Origin of the sequence: Paenibacillus sp. FSL H8-0048 (assembly GCF_038002825.1) — a bacterium.
Lineage (GTDB): Bacteria > Bacillota > Bacilli > Paenibacillales > Paenibacillaceae > Paenibacillus_AQ.
Window position 1 is genome coordinate 982,047 of record NZ_JBBODF010000001.1, and the last position, 18,976, is coordinate 1,001,022.

Consider the following 18,976-nt stretch of genomic DNA (forward strand, 5'->3'; position numbering starts at 1 on the left):
TCCATATCTATAAATCTTTCGGAAGCAAGTGGAAAAACAGCATCTAATCCTGTCCATTTTTGCCCTTAGGTCCGAATTATGATTAATTAAGTGTTGTTTCTCCAACTGTTGCCCCACCAGAAGCCACTAGCTCCTCAGCAAGTGTAGTAAATCCAGCTATTTCCCACCTGCAAATCTCACTAAGGTGAATGAACCTTTATTGAGCTCTCTCTGCGGGCACGACCCCTTTCTCGTGCCTCTGCTGGCAATCAGGTACGACTACCGTCTGCAAAAAGCTCATCAGCTTCAGCCGGTTAATCTCACTGCTAATATCTCCGGCAGCATACATCCATCTCCCCGTAGCCCATACCACAGCCAGTGTCGGCGTTTCCATATGATCAGCAAATACCCGCCCGGGATAATTCTCCAGCAGGACGGATAAGGCAGGAAGGTGTTGCTTTTTACCGGCATAAAAATCATAAACTGCAGCAAAATTCTCAGGCTGCAGTTCCAAAAGCTTATTCATTGCGCTTCCCTCCATGTATGTATATCAACTCAATACCGAAGCACCAGCACAAACCGCATGCCCCGCTCCACCGGCTCCGCGTAAATATCGCCGCCCATCTTTCGTAGCAGCTGCTTGCAGATGAAGAGGCCGAGGCCGTTGCCCGGCTTGCCGTCCGCATTGGACCCGCGCCAGAAGCTGGTGAAGATGTGGGGCAGCTCGCTCAGGAGCAGCGGCTCTCCAGAATTCCCGATCACAATCAGCTGGCGGTAATCCTCCTCACGGAAGGTAATAGAGATAGACTTGCCATCTCCATACTTAATGGCATTCTCAATGAGATTATTCATTACTTCATGCAGCCGTTCTTCGTCCCCAAGCAGCAGCTTGTCCTGATAAGCACCTACTTCAAGCTCCACCTTCAGCAGCTCCAGCCGCTCCTTATGGTTATGGAGAACCTTGCGGATCAGCCCGCTGAGATAGAATTCTCCCGGAACCACCTCTACATTCTGCAAAGAGGAGACGGACGCGGTGATGATCCCGCCGATCAGCTGCTCCATTTGCTCTGCTTGCTGACCAATCATCCGGGCGGCCGATTGCCGCTTGACTTCACTGTCATAGAGGCTGTCCGCAAGGGCGCTGGCGTAAAGCCTGATTGTGGCGACTGGGGTTTTGAGCTCATGCGAGAGGGACGCGACCAGCGTCTGGCGGTCTTTTTCCAGGCGGAGATTCGTCTCTCTCTGGGCATCCAGTGTCTGCCGCAACAGGTCCAGCCCCCACACGAACCGGCCGAAGAACCGGCTCCGGTGCTCCTTCATGCCTATGTTCAGCTGCCCCCGGGATAACTCATAAGGAAGCTCCTGCAGCGTATGGAACGGCCGCAGAATCTGCTTGCGGATGTAGAACAGCAGCACCATAACCGCGCCAAGCGCCGCCAGCAGGAACAGATTCAACACCAGAAGCGTATGCACATCCTGCCCGGGCATCCGGTAAGAGAACCTTAAGTATCCTGTACTTTGCTGGTCCGCATACAAGGGCTTGACCATGAATTCACTTGCGTCCTCCACCCCGTTACCGGCAAAAAAGCGCTGAACCTCATCCGGTCCCGCTTCCTTTCCGATCCAGCTTAAGCCGTTCACGTAGGTGTACCGGTTCACATCCGGCTGCAGTTCCTCCATAGGAATACCTCGCTGCACCTGGTCATAGATCCGGTTGATCTCTATCCTATAAGCCTTCCCGGGTGTCCCTGCCCCTGTCTCCCTGTAGGATACATATCCATTCAGAGCCGCTACGAACGTCAGACCGAGAAGTAATGTCCAGAGCATCAGCCTGTTAAATGCCTTCATATTTATATCCCACTCCCCAGACGGTGACGATGCGTCTTGGCTCTTTGGGGTTCTGCTCGATTTTGTCCCGCAGCTTGTTCATATGTACGGTCAGCGTGGACGGCTCACTGAAGCTGTCTGCGCCCCACACCTGCTGGAACAACCACTCTTTGCGCAGCGCCTTGCCTTTGTTGCTCATCATCAGCACCAGAAGCTCGTACTCTTTGGCCGTCATCCCGAGCGTCTGGCCGCTTCTATACACTGCTCTTGCGGTCTGGTTCACCGTAAGTTCGCCATCGGTCAGCAGCAGCTTGTTCTCGTTCATCTCATAGCTCCGCCGCAGATGCGCCTTGACCTTGGCCGTCAGCAGCGGAGCCGAGAAGGGCTTCTCCAGGTAGTCGTCCGCTCCCAGCTCAAGCCCGATAATCTTGCTCTCATCGCCATGGCGTGCGCTCATGATCAGAATCGGCAGATTGTACTTCTCCCTGGCGATTCTGCATACGGCGAAGCCATCCAGCCCGGGCAGCATAATATCGAGCAGCAGCAGCTTGACAGCACTCGTCTCCAAGTAAGCCAAGCCCTCTTCCGCAGAGGCCATACTGCATACAGAATATCCTTCCACCTGCAAAAAATCCTTCATCACCTCCGCCAGCTCCGCATTATCCTCAATGATCAGAATGTCCGCCACGCCTCTCTCCTCCTGCTGCTTGCAGCTTCCTACCAGCCCATCTCCATCAGCCAGCCGGTCAGGCTGCGTTCGCGTTCCCTCGGGCCTTGTTCCGGCATATATTTGCCCAGCACATGCTCGCCCTGAATATTGCCATCCACCATATACAGCACCTTATCACTCTGCGCGGCTACCTTCACATCATGTGTAACCACCATCAGCGTTGTTCCTTCCCGGTTGATCCGGCAGAGCTCGGACATGACTTCCTGTGCAGCTTTGGAATTGAGCGCACCTGTCGGCTCATCGGCGAACAGCATTGCCGGCTTGTTGATAAGCGCCCGGCAGATGCAGGCCCGCTGCAGCTGTCCGCCGGACACCTCTGTAATATCATGGCCCGCCGTCTCCATAATGTTCAGCTTGCGCATCAGCTCATCAGCGTATTGATTCACCTCGCTGCGGCTGCGTCTTTGCCCGTTTCCCTTGCCGCTCAGCGACTGATAGCCTGATAGAATAATATTATCATAAACGGAGAGATTGCTCAGCATATGCATCTGCTGGAAGATGAAGCCCATTTTGTGCAGCCGCAGTTCAGCCATGCCCTTCTCCGAGAGCCGCGAAAGACTCTCTCCGTCAAAAACCACATCGCCCGCAGTAAGCCGGTCCATCCCGCTGACGGTATAGAGCAGCGTAGACTTGCCCGAACCGGACGGCCCCATGACAGACACGAACTCTCCTGCATGAAGCGTGAAATTGATATTCCGCAGAACATTATTCTGACTTTTATTGACGATATAGGTTTTGCATAGGTTGGTTACTTCAAGTACTGCTGCCATTTCGCCACTCCTTCTTTTCTTTTAAAATTTAAGCCTATTCCTTATTCATATTCCATATCTGCACACGCTTGATCTGGCCGCAGCTTGTGTATACCGCCAGCATAACCACAGCCAGGATTAGCAGCGGATACAGCAGATAGACCTGAAGCGGAAGAATATTCAGCCGGAGACTGGTCAGTCCGAAGATCCGGAAGATGAGACCGAGCAGGCGGCCGCCAAGGGTATTCGCAGCGATGACGCCCAGCACCAGCGAGACGGAGATAATGATCAGAATACGCAGCGCCTGCCACCGCCGGATCGCGGCATTCGTGAAGCCAATGCTTTTCATGACAGCAATGCCGTAGACCTCCTTCGCAATCATCAGTCTGACGAATAGACAGGTGATGAAGAACGAAATGAGGCAGATGATAGCCGTAAGCAGCCCATTGATGCTGTGAAGCTGGCCCATGAAGCCGCCGGTGATCTCTCCCAGCAGTTCGAGCGAGGTTTTGATGCCTTGTTCCGGGAACTGCTGTTGAATCTGCTTCATTATTCCTGCCCTTGCTTGCTCTGGGGCATGGAGTTCGCCGGAGAACATATAAGCGGGTATTGTCTTCAGCTCATAGTCCCGTGCAATCCAGACCGCGTACCCTTCGTTGGAGATACTTTGGAACAGTCCGCTGATCATGAAGGTCCCCTTAACCCCGCCGATTTCAAAAGTAATATTGTCGCCCACCCGCTTCCCGTATTTCGCGGACATGATGGCCGTAATTGCAATTTCATTCTTCAGCAGCGGGGCCGTTCCCTCCAGAATCTCAACAGACCCGTTCTGATCATTCTTCTGGCCGTTGATCCGCCGGTTGGCTTCTCCGTTATCGGAGATATATTTGGTATTTACCGTATAATTCGCTGTAAGCGTGACCTCGAAGCCCTGATCCTTCAGTCGCTTGGACAGAAGCGCCTTCTCCTGCTGGATCTGCTCTACGGATTTCTCTGCCACAACGGTTGGGCCATAAAAATCCGCACCAATCGTCCCGAAATATTCCAGAAACTTAGGTGTCACGATGGTATTGGTCAGATTGACCGGGATCAGGATGATCGCCGAGCTTAAGATCAGCGTCAGGATGAGCGACGTATAGCTCTTGAGCCGGTTCAGTACATCGCTCAGTGCGAGAAAGAACGGGGGCCGGAGGAAACGGCTTGTATGTAAATGAATGCGCCGGGATGCCTTGAAGCGTTCGCCGGTCTGGCCTTGCCGGATGGCATCGATGGCCGATGCCTTGTTAATCTTGCGCATGCAGAGTAAGCAGAACAGCAGAATGAATGCGATCATGACCAGCGTACTAAGCGCCGAGATCATTATATTGATGCTGCCTGCGGGCAGAATCATATATTGCGAGGTTTTGCGGGACATCAGCGCAGTCAAGGGGAGACTGATGCCGAGTCCGAGGACACCGCCGAGACAGGCCAGCCCTGTATATTTTGTCAGGTAGAGCTGCTTGATCGCCCGGTTCCTGAACCCGATGGCCTTCATAACACCAATCTCCTTGTATTCATCCTGCAGGGTGGAGACAATGGTGAAGCGCAGGGTCAGAAACGCAATGAAGATCAGGAACACGCTGATTGCAAACATCATGGCTGAGATGATCCGGTCCGTCATATATGTCATCTTGACCAGCGCCTTATCCACCTCGAAGCTGATGGGCAGATCACTGTTCGCAAAAGAAGCCGATATCTCCATAGATGCTACACCCGGTGCCGCCACGAAGCTCCATAGATTCATCTGTTTATCTTCGGGCACCAGCCTCTCTATTTCCTTGAAATCCTCTGTCGACAGCATGAGGCGCTTCAATCCCAGCAGATCTGCCCCCATGAATGCATCCTTGAAGTAACTGTTCACCGTGAACGTTCTCGTAGTCTCACCGAACTTGAGCTTCAGCTGTTCTCCCGGCACGATGCCGCTGCCCAGCATCAGGCTGGCTGGAAGACCGATCTCCCCCGGGCGAAGTGAATATCGCTCATTGTCCTCACCGAAGACCAGGTTCACCTGCTCAGGAATGGCAGACAGCACGAAGCTTACATTTCCCGAGAAGCTCTTGCGGCCTTCAGGCATCGTAATCTGATTCAGGAAGAGATTGAGCTGCCGTTCGGTATAAGCTGTCTCTACCTTCTTCTCCTGCTTCACCCAGCCTTCTACTGCCGAGTTATAGCCGGGGTCATTGGCCAGCGTGATATTAAGGTCTGCAACCTTGCTGGCTTCAATGAAGCTGCCCAGGGCGCTGGAGGTAGAATACATCAGGCTGGAGCTGCTTGCGGCTAGTGTGGAGGCCAGGATGATGAGGATCAGCAGAACGGTATTCATCACCTTTTTGCGCCGCAAATCTTTTTTTAGAATAGTCAGGAACACGTTGATTTTCTCCCTTCGTCAAGCTCTGTCCTGATTATAAGCAGGCAATTGTTAAATAATCCTTAAATCGGTCCAATCCTTGCTCACCCTATGAAAACAGCAAAAAGAGCTACGGCATAAACGCTCCATAGCTCCTTACTTGCCCTACCTCAGAATTGTGCTTTGGCAAAATTGTAAAATGCGAGTGCGTCTTCCCATGACGGGAATCCGGCCTGTGCCAGCTTGTCGCTGCCCCCGCCCTTGCCCTGGTAGCCGCCCAGGTGAGCCTTGAAGAAGGCGCCGCATGAGAAATCCGCAGATCCGCTATGCGCGAGTACCGCCTTATTCTCCGCCGCACTCAGCAGCAGCACCGGCAGGTCGGTCAGCGCCGTCAGCTTCGCAGCCAGACTCTGGAGATCCTTAAGCGGTCTATCATCCGAAATATGGGTGAGCACCCCGCTGCCCTCTTCCATTGAAGCGAACAGGTCCCGGGCCAGATAGCTGTCATTCTGCTCCTTCACGGCAGCCAGCTCCGTTACCAGCAGCTTCTGCTCCTGCTCCCATTTTCCAAGCCGGTCCATAATTTCGTCCTTGCCTGTATTGAATCGGGCGGATAGCTGACTCATAATTTGCATATGATCGTTGAATTCCGCAAGCGCCCGGTCTCCGCATTTGAAGGTAATTCTAATATTCCCCTTCTGCTTCTCGGACCTCAGCAGCTTGATCATCCCAATCGCCCCGGTCAAAGCGACATGAGTGCCGCCGCAGGCGTTATGCTCGACACCTTCAATCTCGACAATCCGGATATCCTCCGTTACCTTAGGAAGCTTCACCAGCGGCAGCTTGGCCATTTCCTCTGCAGTCACGAAGTAGCTCGTAATCGCCAGATTCCGGTAGATCTTGCGGTTCACCTCTTGTTCAGCCTCCGCCAGCTGCGCCGCAGATAGTTCCGGCAGATCAAGATCTATTGTGGCATAATCGCTGCCCAGGTGGAAGCTCAGTGTCAGTGCCTGATATAATTCGCGGAATACCGCCGACAACAGATGCTGACCGGTATGCTGCTGCATATGGTCGAATCTCCGTGTCCAGTCGATGGAGCAGTCCACTTCAGTCTGCCCAGGAAGCTGTGCTACCTTATGCAGCACCTGCTGATCCTCCAGCACCACATCCAGCACAGCAATCCCGCCGATGGTTCCCGTATCACAAGGCTGTCCGCCGCCGTGCGGGTAGAAAGCCGTCTCTGCAAGCGTCACATAGCTCCCGTCTTCACGCTCCAGCGTAGAGGTGATGACGGTACTCCATGCTTGAATATAAGCTGAATCATAATATAGCTTCTTGGTCATCCCTTAAGCTCCCCCATTCGCATCCGTTGCAGGCCCGAAGAACATCTCCATGACCACATAATCCTTGCCGCCTTTGCTGAATACTTCATCCGTTCTCTGCATGCCGAATTTCTTATAGAAGCCTGCCTTATAGGTTCTGGCATTACAGAAAATCCGCTGCACCCCCGCCTGCTCCGCTTCCGCCAGAACCGTCTTCAGCAGCTTGCTGCCGTAGCCCTGGCCTTGCTCCAGTTCCAGGGTAGCAAACTTACGGAATTGTGCTTCTGTGCCGTTGACGAACAGGGATAACACCGATACCAGACGATCTCCCACATACAGCCCGTAATGCTTACCCTGATCGTCATCAGCCAGCTTAATATAATCCGGCTCCCGCTCAGGCCACATGACTTCATGCCTCAGCTTCCAGACTTCTTCCTTATGTATAAGCTTGATCTCCATCTCATCCACTCCATTAGTTGTGCTTAATGCATCGTATCCCATATTTGCTTGCCGATCAATATCACAGTGACTGTAATGAATAACGGCCGGATATACGCCGCCCCTTTGCGGATAGCCAGTTTAGAGCCGACAATGGCCCCGATGACCATCGGAATCCCCAGAATCAGACCATAGGTGTAGCTGACAGAGCCCAGGGCAATGAACGTAAGCAGGCTTGTGATATTGCTGGCGAAGTTCAGGATTTTGGCATTGCCTGCGGCGGTTACAAATTCAAACCCCATCATCAGAAAAGCAAAAATCAGAAACGACCCCGTTCCCGGACCGAAGAACCCGTCATAGAAGCCGATAACCAGTGCCGCCATGCTTCCGGCCAGGCGCAGCCTGCCGTTTTTCGCGGAGAAGGTGGAGATATCTCCCCAGGATTTTTTGAACAAGGTATAGAGGGTAATTACGATCAGCATCACGATCACCAGCGGCTTCAGGAACTCGGAAGGCACCTGACGGACAGTCAGCGTTCCGGCCATCGCCCCAATGACGGATAACGGGATGAGGGTGCGGACCAGCTTGAAATTGATTTTGCCGGAACGCACGAACGAGGCGGTGCTGGTCAGCGAGCACATCGATCCCGCCAATTTGCTGCTGCCAAGCAGCAGGTGAAGCGGAATGCCGACCGACAGCAGGGCCGGAATCGCAATCAGACCGCCGCCGCCCACTACAGAGTCAATTAACCCGGCCAGAAATCCGCATATCACCAATATAAGTACCATACTGAGCGTCCAGTCTTCCATTACTGCGCCATTCCCCCTCTAATTCCATCCGTGAGCAGCATACCAGACGCCATTCCTGAATGTATTCCACGCCTCCTGTACGAACGGGATGATATTCTCCGGCAGCGCATCTACCGGGAACCAGCTTAGGTCAGCGCATTTGTCCGGCTCCATGTTGCAGATCTCTCCGGTCCACTGCTCCGCCTTGAAAAAGAAATCCACCCGCTCATCCCCGGAGGTACGCAGGTGCATCGTTCCGATCAGGGTAAGCTCGGCGGGAGCTATAACAGCACCGCATTCTTCCCGGACCTCGCGGATGGCAGCGGTATGAAGCGGCTCGCCGCCATTCAGCTTCCCGGCAGGCAATCCATATTCCCCGTCATGATGTCCCGTATTTGCGCGCCGCAATAGCAGGACTTGCCCGTCCTTGATCAGAAATACATGAACCACGCTCACGAATCGAAAGACTTCCATTCCAGCTCTTCCCCTCCACTCCAGCTCACGAAAGAATAAGCGGACAAGCCTGGAAATCGGCTTGCCCGCTTACTGATGTGACCGCTATTCTATTCTTCCGAATCCACGTTGTGGTAGACCTGCTGCACATCGTCCAATTCTTCAAGCGCATCGATCAGCTTCTCGAACTGGGCCTGCGCATCTTCAGGAATAGCTACATAGTTCTGCGGGAGCAGTGTCAGCTCGGCTACAGTGAATTCCGTGATTCCCGCGCTGCGGAAGGCTTCCTGTACTGCATGGAACTGGTCCGGCTCAGCATACACGATGACTGCCTCGTCCTCTTCCAGCACATCACGAACATCCAGATCTGCTTCGATCAGCAGCTCCATAACCTCATCTGCTGATTTGCCTTCCACCCCGATGACCGCTGTCGGATCGAACATATATGTAACCGATCCGCTGACGCCCATGTTGCCGCCGTTCTTGCTGAACGTGGAACGGACCAGCGGAGCCGTGCGGTTGACGTTATTCGTCAGCGCATCAACTACAATCATTGAGCCGCTTGGACCGAAGCCTTCATACCGCAGCTCAACGTAGGTCTCATCGCCGCTGCCCTTGGCTTTCTCCAGGGCACGGTCAATAATCGCCTTCGGTACATTGTAGGTCTTGGCCCGTTCCAGAACGACCTTCAGCGCCCGGTTGGATTCCGGATCAGGCTCGCCCTTCTTCGCTGCAACATAGATTTCTACCCCGAACTTGGCGTAGACCTTACTTGTATTAGCATCCTTGGATGCTTTCTTTTCCTTAATATTATTCCATTTACGACCCATATGGTTACCGCTCACTTTCCAACATTTAATTAAAAACAGTCTTGTATATTATACCTCTCTTCAATCGATCCCGTAAAGGGCCGTCCAAGCCCCTTCACAAATCCAGCAAATTCAGCATCCGCTCCGTCCCCGCCGCCTGAATCAGCCAAGGCAGACGCGGTCCCTCCTCAGCACCAAGCACCAGCTGATAGATGATGATGAACAGTCTTTTTTGCTGGCTGCGCATTGTCTTCTTGTCTTCATGATGACCAATAGCGTAGATTTCGGTCATCCGCTGCGTCTCGTCCAGCTCCCTGCTCCGCAGCAGACTGCACAGGCTCCGCAGCCATCTCAGCTCCACTCCGGTAAGGGAATGATAATACGCATAGTTGGGCGCGTTCTGAATCGTCACCAGCTTATGCGGCATCCAGTTTCTGATCCAGTACTCCGCACGGTCCGCCATCCTCTGCAGCCGGAGCTCATCCATCTCCACACCATTTCTGGTGAACATCTCCCGGAGCCTTTCCCTGTCGAAGTTTATTAACGGGAGCAGACTGGCTGCCTGACCGAAGCTTGCGGTGCTTCCAGTGCTCACTAGAGAGTCGCTTAACAGGGACAGCTCCAGCGCATCCGCAAGATCGCCCGTTAATGTGCCTGCCAGTGCTCCCGCAGCATACCGCTCGAACTCCGCATAATTGCGCAGCACATCCTCATCCAGCCCGATATGAAAGGCGGCATTCGGCTGGTATTTGGCGAACAGGAACAGGATGTTCTCAGGGGCATAGACCTCTAGCAGATCATCCGGAGTGTAATTATTTCCGGAGGAGCTGGACATTTTGGCGAAGCTGCCTTTGATGCTGATGAATTCGTATGGCTCATACACCGGCGGCGAGTAACCGAAGATCTGCTCTGCGATTACCGCCGCCACATTATAGCTTCCTGTCTCTGACGAATGATCCCGGCCGCCCGGCTCGAATCCAACCTGCTCCTGCTGCCAGCGCATCGGCCAGTCAATTTTCCAGTGCAGCTTGATATTGTCCGCCTGCGGAATATGTACGGTATCGCAATGACCGCAGCCGCAGCGGTAGGATACGGTCTCCGCCGTGTCGTCATAACCCAGAATGGTTGTCGAGTCCTTGCCGCATTGCCCGCAATAGAGATGGATGGGATAGAACGCTGCCCGTTCCTCTGCCGAACTCCCGCCTGTTTTGAAGGACATCAGGATATCGTAGATCTCTCCCCGGCGGCGCAGGGCATGCAGAATTTGCGGATTATAACGGCCTGACTGGTATTCCCGGCTCTGATAGATGAACTCCAGCTCAATCTCAAATACCTGAAGCGCCTGCTCGAATTCCGATTCGAAATGGGCCGCATATGAAGCATGACAGCCATACGGGCAAGGCACCTGCGAATACGGCAGGCCAATATACTGAGCGAAGCCAGGGTCTACGTGGGCCGGCACTTTACGGAACCGGTCGAAGTCATCCCACGAGAAAATAAACCGCACCTCCTTCCCCGCCCGCCGCAGCGCCTTCGCCACAAATGCAGTCGTCACCACCTCGCGGAAATTCCCGATATGAACAGACCCGGACGGGCTGATCCCGGACGCACATACATACGTCTGCCGCTGCGGATGCTCCGCGATTAACCGGTTTGCCATTCTCTCTGCCCAATGCATGTCAATCACCTCTACTGTTTGATATAAAACGCAAAAAGCAAAAAAGCTCCCGCCCTCAAGATTAATATCTTGAGGACGAGAGCTTGAATCAGCTTCGTGGTACCACCTCTGTTCACGGACAAGTTGCCTCATCCGCCTCTTCGGGTACGGCCATAACGCTTATACCCTATCTCTGTAACGGGAGATCCCGGCATACCATCCTTGGACACCCTGTGCCCAATTCCCTATGCAGCTCGGAGACTTTTTTCAGATCAGGCGCTTCGCTGCTCCCTTTCACCACTCTGGAGCTCTCTGTGAACGCTGCCGCCTGCTTACTCTTCTCTTCATCGCTTGTTGCTGTAAGTTGTTATTTGCCATTTTACGCTGGGATGGATGGTTTTGTCAACGGAGGAAAATTGAAAATCATTACTATATCAAGGCTAAAGCTTTGAGTAAATCACTTACTCTATGATTGAGATATTCACTGTTCCTACCACATGGAAAAATAGCTCTTTTAAGAATGAAAACAAGGCAGTGCCTCTATGACTGAGGAACTACCTCGTTTTAAGGTTTTCTTGGACTTTATTTCGCTTCATTTAAAGATAATCACTCATTATTTTTGGATAAAACATACTTTTTAAGATCATCAAATGTATCCTTGTGATCCTTAGCCCATTGTACTTCATCAATAGCTGTCAGGGATTTCGCTTGAGCATCTGGAACCAAAGTCAGAACTACTGGAAAGAGTTCGGTTTTACCAGACTCGACTTGATCCATAATAAATGGAACTGCTGGTAGACCAAGCTTGGTCAAAGAAGTAATTTTCTCATTCTCAGATAAATCAGAATTAGCGATATTTTCAACTTCTGCAGGAAGTGTACTCAATTTAACCTTCCATTTTTCAGAAAATTTATCACCATAAGCCCATGCCGTACTTTGTTCTTCTTTCAAATCAACTTTTGAAATCTCTTCGATAGCAACCGCAAAAATATAATCAAATAGACCACTACCTTCACTTTCATCAATTTTCTTTTCCAAAATTGGAATAGCATCCGGTCCAATGTTCACAATATTAGTATATTCTTCGCTATTTTTGATAAAATCATAAGGATTACTACTCATGGCAAGCTCAGTTTTGTTAGTAACTTCTGCTTGCAGTTGAGTGGCCAAGCCATTAAGATTCTGGTCAATTTGTTTCTCAACAGATGCATTTGCACGTACCGCATATAAAGAAGAAGTAACAGTAAAGCCGAGGGCGAAAATTCCGACAAGCATTTTCTTATTCATTTTATCACCTCAATCAAATATTTTATTCATTATTTATAAACTTGTAATGCTGCTCCGTATACATTCGATGTATATGGATCCCATCCTAAAGATTGGATTCTTTCTAACTTCCCCCATTTTGCATTAGAGTAATTAGTCCCTTCTGCTTTAGAGAAGTGAGTGACATTATTTGTAGATGTACCATATGCAATAATCTTTACATTCGAGGCGCCAGAACTATATGGATACGGATTATACATTTGGGAAGTCATGTAATTATTGGCTTGTTGCAGTGTAGGGTTACTACCTCCCCATGGCCATACCCAGTTATTTGTATCACCTAGCGCATATCCTAAACAGTTATAATTAGGAGTTGCAGCCGCTAGATAATAATAATTGCCCGATGTTTTGACCATAGATTCGTAAGTAGATTTTGGAAAGCTGAAATCACTAGTATAACCCGCAAATGCCGTTAGCCCCCCTGCACAAAAAACTGCAACTGTTACAACTCCAGTAGCTAGGTATTTCTTTAGATTCATAGATATTCCTCCTTTTTGTTTTTTTTATATTTAATGTATTTATAAAGTATAATTTACCATATTATTTTTCTCTATAGTACATAAGTAATGTTTTTTCGACAAATAATTTTATTTAAACCTTATATATTCAATTCAATATGAGACTTTTTTTGCACTCGTAAAGCTGGGTGACATTTCCACCTTTCTAAAACCGAAGATTTCACTTTCACCCTCACCGAAAAGGAAATTATGGTTAATAAAAGATATAATGATCATAATTGAATTTCATGGAGTTAAAAGATATATAGAAGATCACTGACTCGTAATTCCAACATTCCAAAGCATCATTAAAGTTAAAGGATGCATTATAGCTTGAACAGTGGATAAAAGAGTACCTTAAATAGGTTAAGCTTGGTTTCGTTATTTTGGCAGCAAGGAATACGAAGATACAACGTCAAATATAATTAATATAATAGGCGGGTCTCGTCTCACCTTATCTGTGTCCTGAGAAGGAGATCAGCTCTAAATTTGACTCACAATTTATTGATTCTGAATTAACAAAAAAGGAGGATTATTCATGAAAAAAAATCTATTTTTCACCTTTATTAGCTTTTTATTTCTTATTGCTTGTTCTTCGCAACCAAAATATTCTAACGTGAATGAAGCCATGATGTCCCTTGAAAAAAACATTACACAAATTGAATCACCTGACGACCAAATGCTTGAGGGTATTAAACCTGTTAGCTATAAACTGAGTAATAAGGAAATCATAGAAGTTTACGATTTTGGATCGGAGGAGAAACGAGAAGCTGGAAAAAAGCAATTTGAAGAAAGTATTCAGCTTCTTAGTTCCCACGCACCAATTATCTACCAATCTGGAAATTATTTAGTTCTGTACTACTCCCTCGTAGATTCTAAGACTCAGACACCCAAGCTAAACGAAACAGAGTTCGGAGTGAAAATAGAAAAAGCTCTCAACAGTATGTAACAGTAAGAAATCACGATTCAGGTCTATGCGACTATTAGAATTGAATGTCCCGGCTCATATGGCCAAACGATCAGCCCTCTTTGCAGGAGGGCTATTTGTGGTCAAATGCATTGATTAAGCTCCAGACAACGTACAACCTCACCGTCGTATAACTCTTCACTGACCTTTTGGAATCCAAGCGATTCATACAACATTCCGGCAATCCGATTGTCGGGTCTATGTCCGATCATTAATCGGGTACACCCTTCATTTCGCATATACTCGATTAACTTCCCCAAGGCTTGTTTGGCATAACCCTGTCCTTGATGATGTTCATCAATCATAAGGGCTGGTATCCAGCAGTTACCGTCCTCATCGGGAGTAGTACAAAAAACAATAAATCCTATCACCACAGTTCCTGAATAAATAGCCAGAAGTTCAAACTCCTGCACAAATTTTGCCTCAGCAATCCAATTAACCACCGGAGCAGGAAAAACGCTTTGTTGTTCTGGCTTCACCTTCAGCAATGTGCAATCATACCAGTTCTCGGCCGTTACAGGTCGTAGTTCAATAACCATCATATTCCCTCCAAAGATCCAGTTTCAGCATTTAAACTTCTTCAACATTATACTGTGGTGGGAATCTCTACGGTTGGTATAGAATGGTTAAAGAAAAAGGCTATCACAAGAAGCACACGAACACTTGAGCCTCCGCAGGACTGAAATAAATGGAATAACGTATCTTAATTTCCCGGTTTCTAATCTTTTCAGGAAAGCAAGTGGAAAAACAGCAACTTCTGCATCGATATATGCCGCTTCGGCGTAATATAGAAGAACTTAAGTGTCGTTTATCCAACTGTTGTCCCGGCAAAGTCCATTCCTTCATCAGCAAGTGGAGGAAATCCACCTATGATCCGCCACAGCCCGCTGCCTAGCGCCCTTCGACAAAAAGGAGGATCGCCACACTGGGCAATCCTCCCCAATTCACACCAATTAATCCCGATCCACTGAGCGCTACACCCATACCTCATTCGCCGTCTCAATCACCAGCCGAAGCTTATCCCACTGCTCTTCCTCCGTCAAAATGTTGCCTTCCTCCGAAGAGGCGAAGCCGCATTGTGTGCTTAGACATAGCTTGTTGATATCTACATATTGCGCTGCTTCTTCGATACGCGCGATGAGCTGCTCCTTGCTCTCCAGACCGCCATGCTTGGTCGTCACCAGTCCCAGCACCACGAACTGGTCCCGGATGAAGCGCAACGGCTCGAAGTCGCCTGAGCGTTCATTATCGTATTCGAGGAAGAACGCGTCCACGTTCGTGTTCGAGAACAGCACCTCAGCGACCGGCCCGTACCCTCCGGCGGCGAACCAGGTCGAGCGGAGATTGCCCCGGCATACATGCAGAGCAATGGTCATGTCCGCCGGGCGGCCGGCAATGCTCTCGTTGATCAGCCGGACGTAGTCTTTTGCCAGCTGCTCCGGGTCAACACCTCTACTACGCAGATGGGCCCGATGTCTGCCGCTGCACAGCGTCCCCCAGGTGGTGTCGTCCAGCTGCAGATAACGGCAACCGGCATCATAGAAGGCCTGAATCGCCGTCCGGTAGACCTGAATGATGTCGCCGTACAGCGTTTCGGTATCGGAATAAATTTCGTTTCCGTTATACTCCTGCACGAAATGGAACAACGAGGGGGAAGGAATCGTCATTTTGGCCATGGTCTCTCCGGCCATCTGCTGCAAGGTGCGGAACTCCCTGACCATGGGATGGTCTCCGAAGGCGATTTTACCGGTAATTCTGAAGCTCTCCGCCCGGTTCGTCTGCTCCTTGGAAGCGCCTGGAGGGCCAAGCGTAATCTTGCCTGTCCCTTCCATCCCCAGGAAGAAATCCAGGTGCCACCAGGAACGGCGGAATTCGCCGTCAGTTACCGCCTTCAGCCCAAGTGCCTTCTCCTGCTCCAGCAGCTTCAGAATCTCCACATTCTCAATTTCCTGCAGCTGTCCCGCAGTTAGTTCACCTTCCGCGTGCAGGCTGCGCGCATTCTTGATCTCCTCTGTACGCAGGAAGCTCCCGACAACATCGTAACGGAAGGGCGGTGCGTTTCTTGTCGATCCGATCACTGGACTGCTCATACGTCCCTCCTGCTCTTATAGTAAGAAAGATTCAAGCTCGAAAACATTACCCGACACCAGATCATTCAGAATATCAATATATGTAGACATAATCTCACTCGGTTTGCGGTCCTTGTGGGCGATCCAGCCGACAGAGAACACTTCCTTGCTGTCAAAAGGAATCGTGATCAGCCCCGCATCATCCAGCTCAGAGGCCATAATCCCAGTCCCTACGGTATACGAATCGCTTCCGAGCAGCAAATGAGTCAGCGTGGCCCGGTCGGTCACCTTAATATTCTTCTCGATCTGCGTGAAGCTAAGCATCTCCTCCGAGAAATGCAGCGAATTATTATCCCCTTGCTCAAAAGTAATGTAAGGATACGGATGAATGTCCTCCGCCGTAATTCTCTCTTTTGCAGCCAAAACATGCCCTGCCCGCACATAGACATGCGGATTCGTATTGAACAGCGGAGTGAACTTCAGGTTCCCGTCACTGAACAGCTTGTTCATGATCTTGTAGTTGCTCTCGTTGATATACAGAATCCCGATGTCGCTGCGCAGGGTACGCACATCCTCGATGATCTCATAGGTCTGCGTCTCTCTCAGGCTGAAGTTGTACTCCTGCACCTTACTCTCCTTCATCAGCTTCACAAAAGCATCCGTAACAAACGCATAATGCTGTGTAGATACCGAGAAATAGATCGGGCTGCGCTTCTTGCCGGTATAGCGGTTCTCCATGAATTCGGTCTGCTCAATAATCTGCCGGGCGTAGCCCAGGAATTCCATGCCTTCCGCCGAGATGCTGATCCCCCGGTTATTCCGTTCAAAAATCGTGATGCCAAGCTCGTTCTCCAGCTCCTTGATAGCATTCGAGAGGCTGGGCTGCGACACAAATAGCCGTTTGGCCGCTTCATTCATAGAGCCGCTGTTCGCAATCTCAATCGCGTAGCGGAGCTGCTGCAAAGTCAAACCTTCTCCCCCTCCGATCAAGGACTTCATCTGGCAGGTTCATCAAAATAAGAATTTACTTGTTATCCTAGCACACCTGCCGCGTCTGATCTACTATAGATTATTGAAGAAGGTGGCCTGGCGGATGTTACTGGGTGCGCTTCTTGCCTGCGTCGATTTTGGCCGGGTCCAGCCCTTCCCAGATATTCTTGATCTTCGCGTTCTCAGGGTCATCGAATACCAGGAATGCCGTCGGCAAGTAACGCTCCCCATACTGCGAAGAGGGCTTGTTGACAATCTCATTGTCTTTCACCAGCACCGTCGAAGATCCCCCGTCCAGATTGGCTGCGATGACCGCCCCATGCTTCAGCATAATCTGCTGCACATCATACAGGTTCGCTCCGATGCTGTAGCCCGGCTGCCGTCCGTCAATCACTACAAAGATGAGCGCACCGTCTGCCCGTTGGCCCATAGCTGTTCTTGGCGCGATGCCCCAGCCTTCGGCGGCATTCTTAATCTGGCCTTTACCGTTCACAATAATCCGTGGCTGAAAAGTCACTGCCTCCTGCACGCCCATCTTGCTGAGCTGGTCCAGGGTATAATTCCCGGCAATCATCTTGCCTTCCTTATCAATGCCGACAATCTGTGTGGATTTCTTGCCGCCCAGCCCATTATAGAACAGCTTCCCTTGCGAGATCACCAGCCCGATCGGTTTGAAGCCATTGCCCTTCCAGTTCGGATCGGCAAAGCCGCCGCCGTTCACCCCGGCGATTGCCCCCGTGCGTTGCACCATACTGGATACCTTTTCCCCGGAGCCGATTTTGCTCGGCACACCCAGGCGCACCTTCTTGGGATCGTTCACAATCATGACATAGCCTCTATAGCCGCTGCCCGATACCTCTTTAACCTGGACCAGCGGTGTATGCTCAGCTTCCTTTACAGGCTCAGGCTTGATCTCATGGGTATCTACCTCGTCGCCCATCTCCTCGAAGCGCTTGGTATAATCGCTGACGCGGTGCTTCAGTTCCTCTTCGCCGATAATATATTTGGCCCAGTGCCGGTGTTGAGTCGTAATCAGCGTATCTGCAATCAGGAAGCGCGTATTCTTGGCCGACGGTGCGAAATAGAGCCAGCCTCCGGCTGCTATAACCAGAATGAAACAGACCATGAACACCCTGAATAGTGTGCGGAAGAAACCTCTTTTCTTGCGCTTCGGCGCCGGCTTCTTCTTCTTGCGGACAGTAGAACGTTGTGGTAAAGAGCTCACTTCTGAAATCCTCCCTAACAAACTGATAATGGTTAAATCTACAAACTCACAACTTCCATGATAGACGAAATTCCGGATTTAAAAGTTTCAGTTTGTTTAATTCTCTGTCCATAAACTGTAAACTGCTTATGTTGCAGCTAAATTATGGTAGAGTGAAGTCATACTAAACATAATATAAGGAGGGTTATCATGAACGCATTTCTGACTGAATTTGAACAACAGATACGTGAGGGGTTTGTGGCGGACCTTGAAGGTATTTTAGAGGAAGCAGCACATGAGAAGGTATATGCCTGCGCAGTCGGGACGGATAGCGACTTTGTCACTCTGTTCCTTGCTGTCAATACAGAGCAATCCCTTGCCAGACATATTTCCGATATGAGAAGTGAAGGGTTATGTGATGATGCTGAAACCGAGCTTTATTACAGATGGGGAATTTCCGAGTTCCAATATGGCGAGCATTCGCATTTCAATCATATCAGCCGTTTTTTATATGCACAGGATAATGTATACCAATATAAAGATGAAATGGTCAAAATCATTGTCAAGATTGTCAATGAAACCAAGGACGATATATTCACAAAATATAATCAAACCAAAGAAGACATTACCTTCTTTATATCCATGACCGACGATGAGCTGGCTGAGGAATTAGAGAATGAATCGGTGAAGCTGATGACAAATCCTGCATTGGTTTCAGAGTTTTTAACACGCTATGATGCTGAAAGCTAAAGAAACCAAACAGCGGCAGCCCGGGCTACCCCCCC

At 50.1% G+C, this 18,976-nt stretch carries 19 protein-coding genes; 2 read left to right on the top strand and 17 right to left on the bottom strand.

Going from position 1 to position 18,976, the window contains the following annotated elements; all coding sequences use genetic code 11:
- Positions 1-196: 196 nt before the first annotated feature.
- The 13 genes from NSU18_RS04255 to NSU18_RS04315 form a co-directional block, all read right to left on the bottom strand.
- A complete protein-coding gene (locus tag NSU18_RS04255; RefSeq protein ID WP_341148325.1) occupies positions 197-505 on the bottom strand; it encodes a hypothetical protein in 309 nt (102 codons plus the stop codon).
- Positions 506-534: 29 nt separating this feature from the next.
- Positions 535-1,827 carry a sensor histidine kinase gene (locus tag NSU18_RS04260; protein WP_341148326.1) on the bottom strand — a complete coding sequence of 431 codons (1,293 nt, stop codon included), beginning with the start codon at positions 1,825-1,827 and terminating at the stop codon, positions 535-537.
- A complete protein-coding gene (locus tag NSU18_RS04265) occupies positions 1,814-2,494 on the bottom strand; it encodes a response regulator transcription factor (RefSeq protein WP_341148327.1) in 681 nt (226 codons plus the stop codon). The genes NSU18_RS04260 and NSU18_RS04265 overlap by 14 nt, the downstream gene beginning before the upstream one ends.
- 29 nt (positions 2,495-2,523) lie before the next feature.
- Complete coding sequence (locus tag NSU18_RS04270; RefSeq protein WP_341148328.1) at positions 2,524-3,306, bottom strand: ABC transporter ATP-binding protein; 783 nt, start codon at positions 3,304-3,306, stop codon at positions 2,524-2,526.
- 34 nt (positions 3,307-3,340) lie between these two features.
- Positions 3,341-5,692 carry an ABC transporter permease gene (locus NSU18_RS04275; RefSeq protein WP_341148329.1) on the bottom strand — a complete coding sequence of 784 codons (2,352 nt, stop codon included), beginning with the start codon at positions 5,690-5,692 and terminating at the stop codon, positions 3,341-3,343.
- A 149-nt stretch (positions 5,693-5,841) separates the two neighbouring features.
- A complete protein-coding gene (locus NSU18_RS04280; RefSeq protein ID WP_341148330.1) occupies positions 5,842-7,014 on the bottom strand; it encodes an alanyl-tRNA editing protein in 1,173 nt (390 codons plus the stop codon).
- 3 nt (positions 7,015-7,017) lie between these two features.
- The gene (locus tag NSU18_RS04285; protein ID WP_341148331.1) at positions 7,018-7,452 is read right to left on the bottom strand and encodes a GNAT family N-acetyltransferase; all 435 of its coding nucleotides are present in this window, start codon (positions 7,450-7,452) and stop codon (positions 7,018-7,020) included.
- 23 nt (positions 7,453-7,475) lie between these two features.
- Positions 7,476-8,240 (bottom strand): TSUP family transporter, encoded by a 765-nt coding sequence (locus NSU18_RS04290; RefSeq protein WP_341148332.1) that lies wholly within the window; start codon positions 8,238-8,240, stop codon positions 7,476-7,478.
- Between the two features lie 18 nt (positions 8,241-8,258).
- Entirely contained in the window at positions 8,259-8,693 is a 435-nt protein-coding gene (locus tag NSU18_RS04295; protein ID WP_341148333.1) for an NUDIX hydrolase, read from the bottom strand.
- 89 nt (positions 8,694-8,782) lie between these two features.
- Complete coding sequence (locus NSU18_RS04300) at positions 8,783-9,502, bottom strand: YebC/PmpR family DNA-binding transcriptional regulator (RefSeq protein ID WP_076078109.1); 720 nt, start codon at positions 9,500-9,502, stop codon at positions 8,783-8,785.
- 94 nt (positions 9,503-9,596) lie between these two features.
- Entirely contained in the window at positions 9,597-11,159 is a 1,563-nt protein-coding gene (gene lysS, locus NSU18_RS04305; RefSeq protein ID WP_341148334.1) for a lysine--tRNA ligase, read from the bottom strand.
- Positions 11,160-11,744: 585 nt separating this feature from the next.
- On the bottom strand, positions 11,745-12,425 hold the full coding sequence (locus NSU18_RS04310; RefSeq protein WP_341148335.1) for a hypothetical protein: 681 nt from the start codon (positions 12,423-12,425) through the stop codon (positions 11,745-11,747).
- A 29-nt stretch (positions 12,426-12,454) separates the two neighbouring features.
- On the bottom strand, positions 12,455-12,943 hold the full coding sequence (locus NSU18_RS04315; RefSeq protein ID WP_341148336.1) for a DUF7689 domain-containing protein: 489 nt from the start codon (positions 12,941-12,943) through the stop codon (positions 12,455-12,457).
- A 556-nt stretch (positions 12,944-13,499) separates the two neighbouring features.
- On the opposite strand from NSU18_RS04315, the gene NSU18_RS04320 reads away from it, so the two are divergent.
- Positions 13,500-13,910 (top strand): hypothetical protein, encoded by a 411-nt coding sequence (locus tag NSU18_RS04320; RefSeq protein WP_341148337.1) that lies wholly within the window; start codon positions 13,500-13,502, stop codon positions 13,908-13,910.
- Positions 13,911-14,011: 101 nt separating this feature from the next.
- Here NSU18_RS04320 and NSU18_RS04325 read toward each other — a convergent pair whose 3' ends face one another.
- The 4 genes from NSU18_RS04325 to NSU18_RS04340 all read right to left on the bottom strand — a co-directional run bounded on the left by NSU18_RS04325 (position 14,012) and on the right by NSU18_RS04340 (position 18,212).
- Positions 14,012-14,467, bottom strand: a complete 456-nt coding sequence (locus tag NSU18_RS04325) for a GNAT family N-acetyltransferase (RefSeq protein WP_341021687.1) — start codon at positions 14,465-14,467, stop codon at positions 14,012-14,014.
- A gap of 435 nt (positions 14,468-14,902) precedes the next feature.
- Complete coding sequence (locus NSU18_RS04330; RefSeq protein ID WP_341148338.1) at positions 14,903-16,018, bottom strand: 5-methyltetrahydropteroyltriglutamate--homocysteine S-methyltransferase; 1,116 nt, start codon at positions 16,016-16,018, stop codon at positions 14,903-14,905.
- Positions 16,019-16,033: 15 nt separating this feature from the next.
- The gene (locus tag NSU18_RS04335) at positions 16,034-16,966 is read right to left on the bottom strand and encodes a LysR family transcriptional regulator (RefSeq protein ID WP_341148339.1); all 933 of its coding nucleotides are present in this window, start codon (positions 16,964-16,966) and stop codon (positions 16,034-16,036) included.
- A 127-nt stretch (positions 16,967-17,093) separates the two neighbouring features.
- Positions 17,094-18,212: a phosphodiester glycosidase family protein gene (locus tag NSU18_RS04340; RefSeq protein ID WP_445321787.1), complete on the bottom strand. Its 1,119-nt coding sequence runs from the start codon at positions 18,210-18,212 to the stop codon at positions 17,094-17,096.
- Positions 18,213-18,401: 189 nt separating this feature from the next.
- On the opposite strand from NSU18_RS04340, the gene NSU18_RS04345 reads away from it, so the two are divergent.
- Positions 18,402-18,941 (top strand): DUF4303 domain-containing protein, encoded by a 540-nt coding sequence (locus NSU18_RS04345; protein WP_341148340.1) that lies wholly within the window; start codon positions 18,402-18,404, stop codon positions 18,939-18,941.
- Positions 18,942-18,976: the final 35 nt, after the last annotated feature.

Bases quoted from the DNA above. Each gene is read 5' to 3' on its own strand.
- NSU18_RS04255 (WP_341148325.1), bottom strand. From the start codon at position 505: ATGAATAAGCTTTTGGAACTGCAGCCTGAGAATTTTGCTGCAGTTTAT.
- NSU18_RS04260 (WP_341148326.1), bottom strand. From the start codon at position 1,827: ATGAAGGCATTTAACAGGCTGATGCTCTGGACATTACTTCTCGGTCTG.
- NSU18_RS04270 (WP_341148328.1), bottom strand. From the start codon at position 3,306: ATGGCAGCAGTACTTGAAGTAACCAACCTATGCAAAACCTATATCGTC.
- NSU18_RS04280 (WP_341148330.1), bottom strand. From the start codon at position 7,014: ATGACCAAGAAGCTATATTATGATTCAGCTTATATTCAAGCATGGAGT.
- NSU18_RS04285 (WP_341148331.1), bottom strand. From the start codon at position 7,452: ATGGAGATCAAGCTTATACATAAGGAAGAAGTCTGGAAGCTGAGGCAT.
- NSU18_RS04290 (WP_341148332.1), bottom strand. From the start codon at position 8,240: ATGGAAGACTGGACGCTCAGTATGGTACTTATATTGGTGATATGCGGA.
- NSU18_RS04295 (WP_341148333.1), bottom strand. From the start codon at position 8,693: ATGGAAGTCTTTCGATTCGTGAGCGTGGTTCATGTATTTCTGATCAAG.
- NSU18_RS04300 (WP_076078109.1), bottom strand. From the start codon at position 9,502: ATGGGTCGTAAATGGAATAATATTAAGGAAAAGAAAGCATCCAAGGAT.
- lysS (WP_341148334.1), bottom strand. From the start codon at position 11,159: ATGCATTGGGCAGAGAGAATGGCAAACCGGTTAATCGCGGAGCATCCG.
- NSU18_RS04310 (WP_341148335.1), bottom strand. From the start codon at position 12,425: ATGAATAAGAAAATGCTTGTCGGAATTTTCGCCCTCGGCTTTACTGTT.
- NSU18_RS04315 (WP_341148336.1), bottom strand. From the start codon at position 12,943: ATGAATCTAAAGAAATACCTAGCTACTGGAGTTGTAACAGTTGCAGTT.
- NSU18_RS04320 (WP_341148337.1), top strand. From the start codon at position 13,500: ATGAAAAAAAATCTATTTTTCACCTTTATTAGCTTTTTATTTCTTATT.
- NSU18_RS04325 (WP_341021687.1), bottom strand. From the start codon at position 14,467: ATGGTTATTGAACTACGACCTGTAACGGCCGAGAACTGGTATGATTGC.
- NSU18_RS04330 (WP_341148338.1), bottom strand. From the start codon at position 16,018: ATGAGCAGTCCAGTGATCGGATCGACAAGAAACGCACCGCCCTTCCGT.
- NSU18_RS04345 (WP_341148340.1), top strand. From the start codon at position 18,402: ATGAACGCATTTCTGACTGAATTTGAACAACAGATACGTGAGGGGTTT.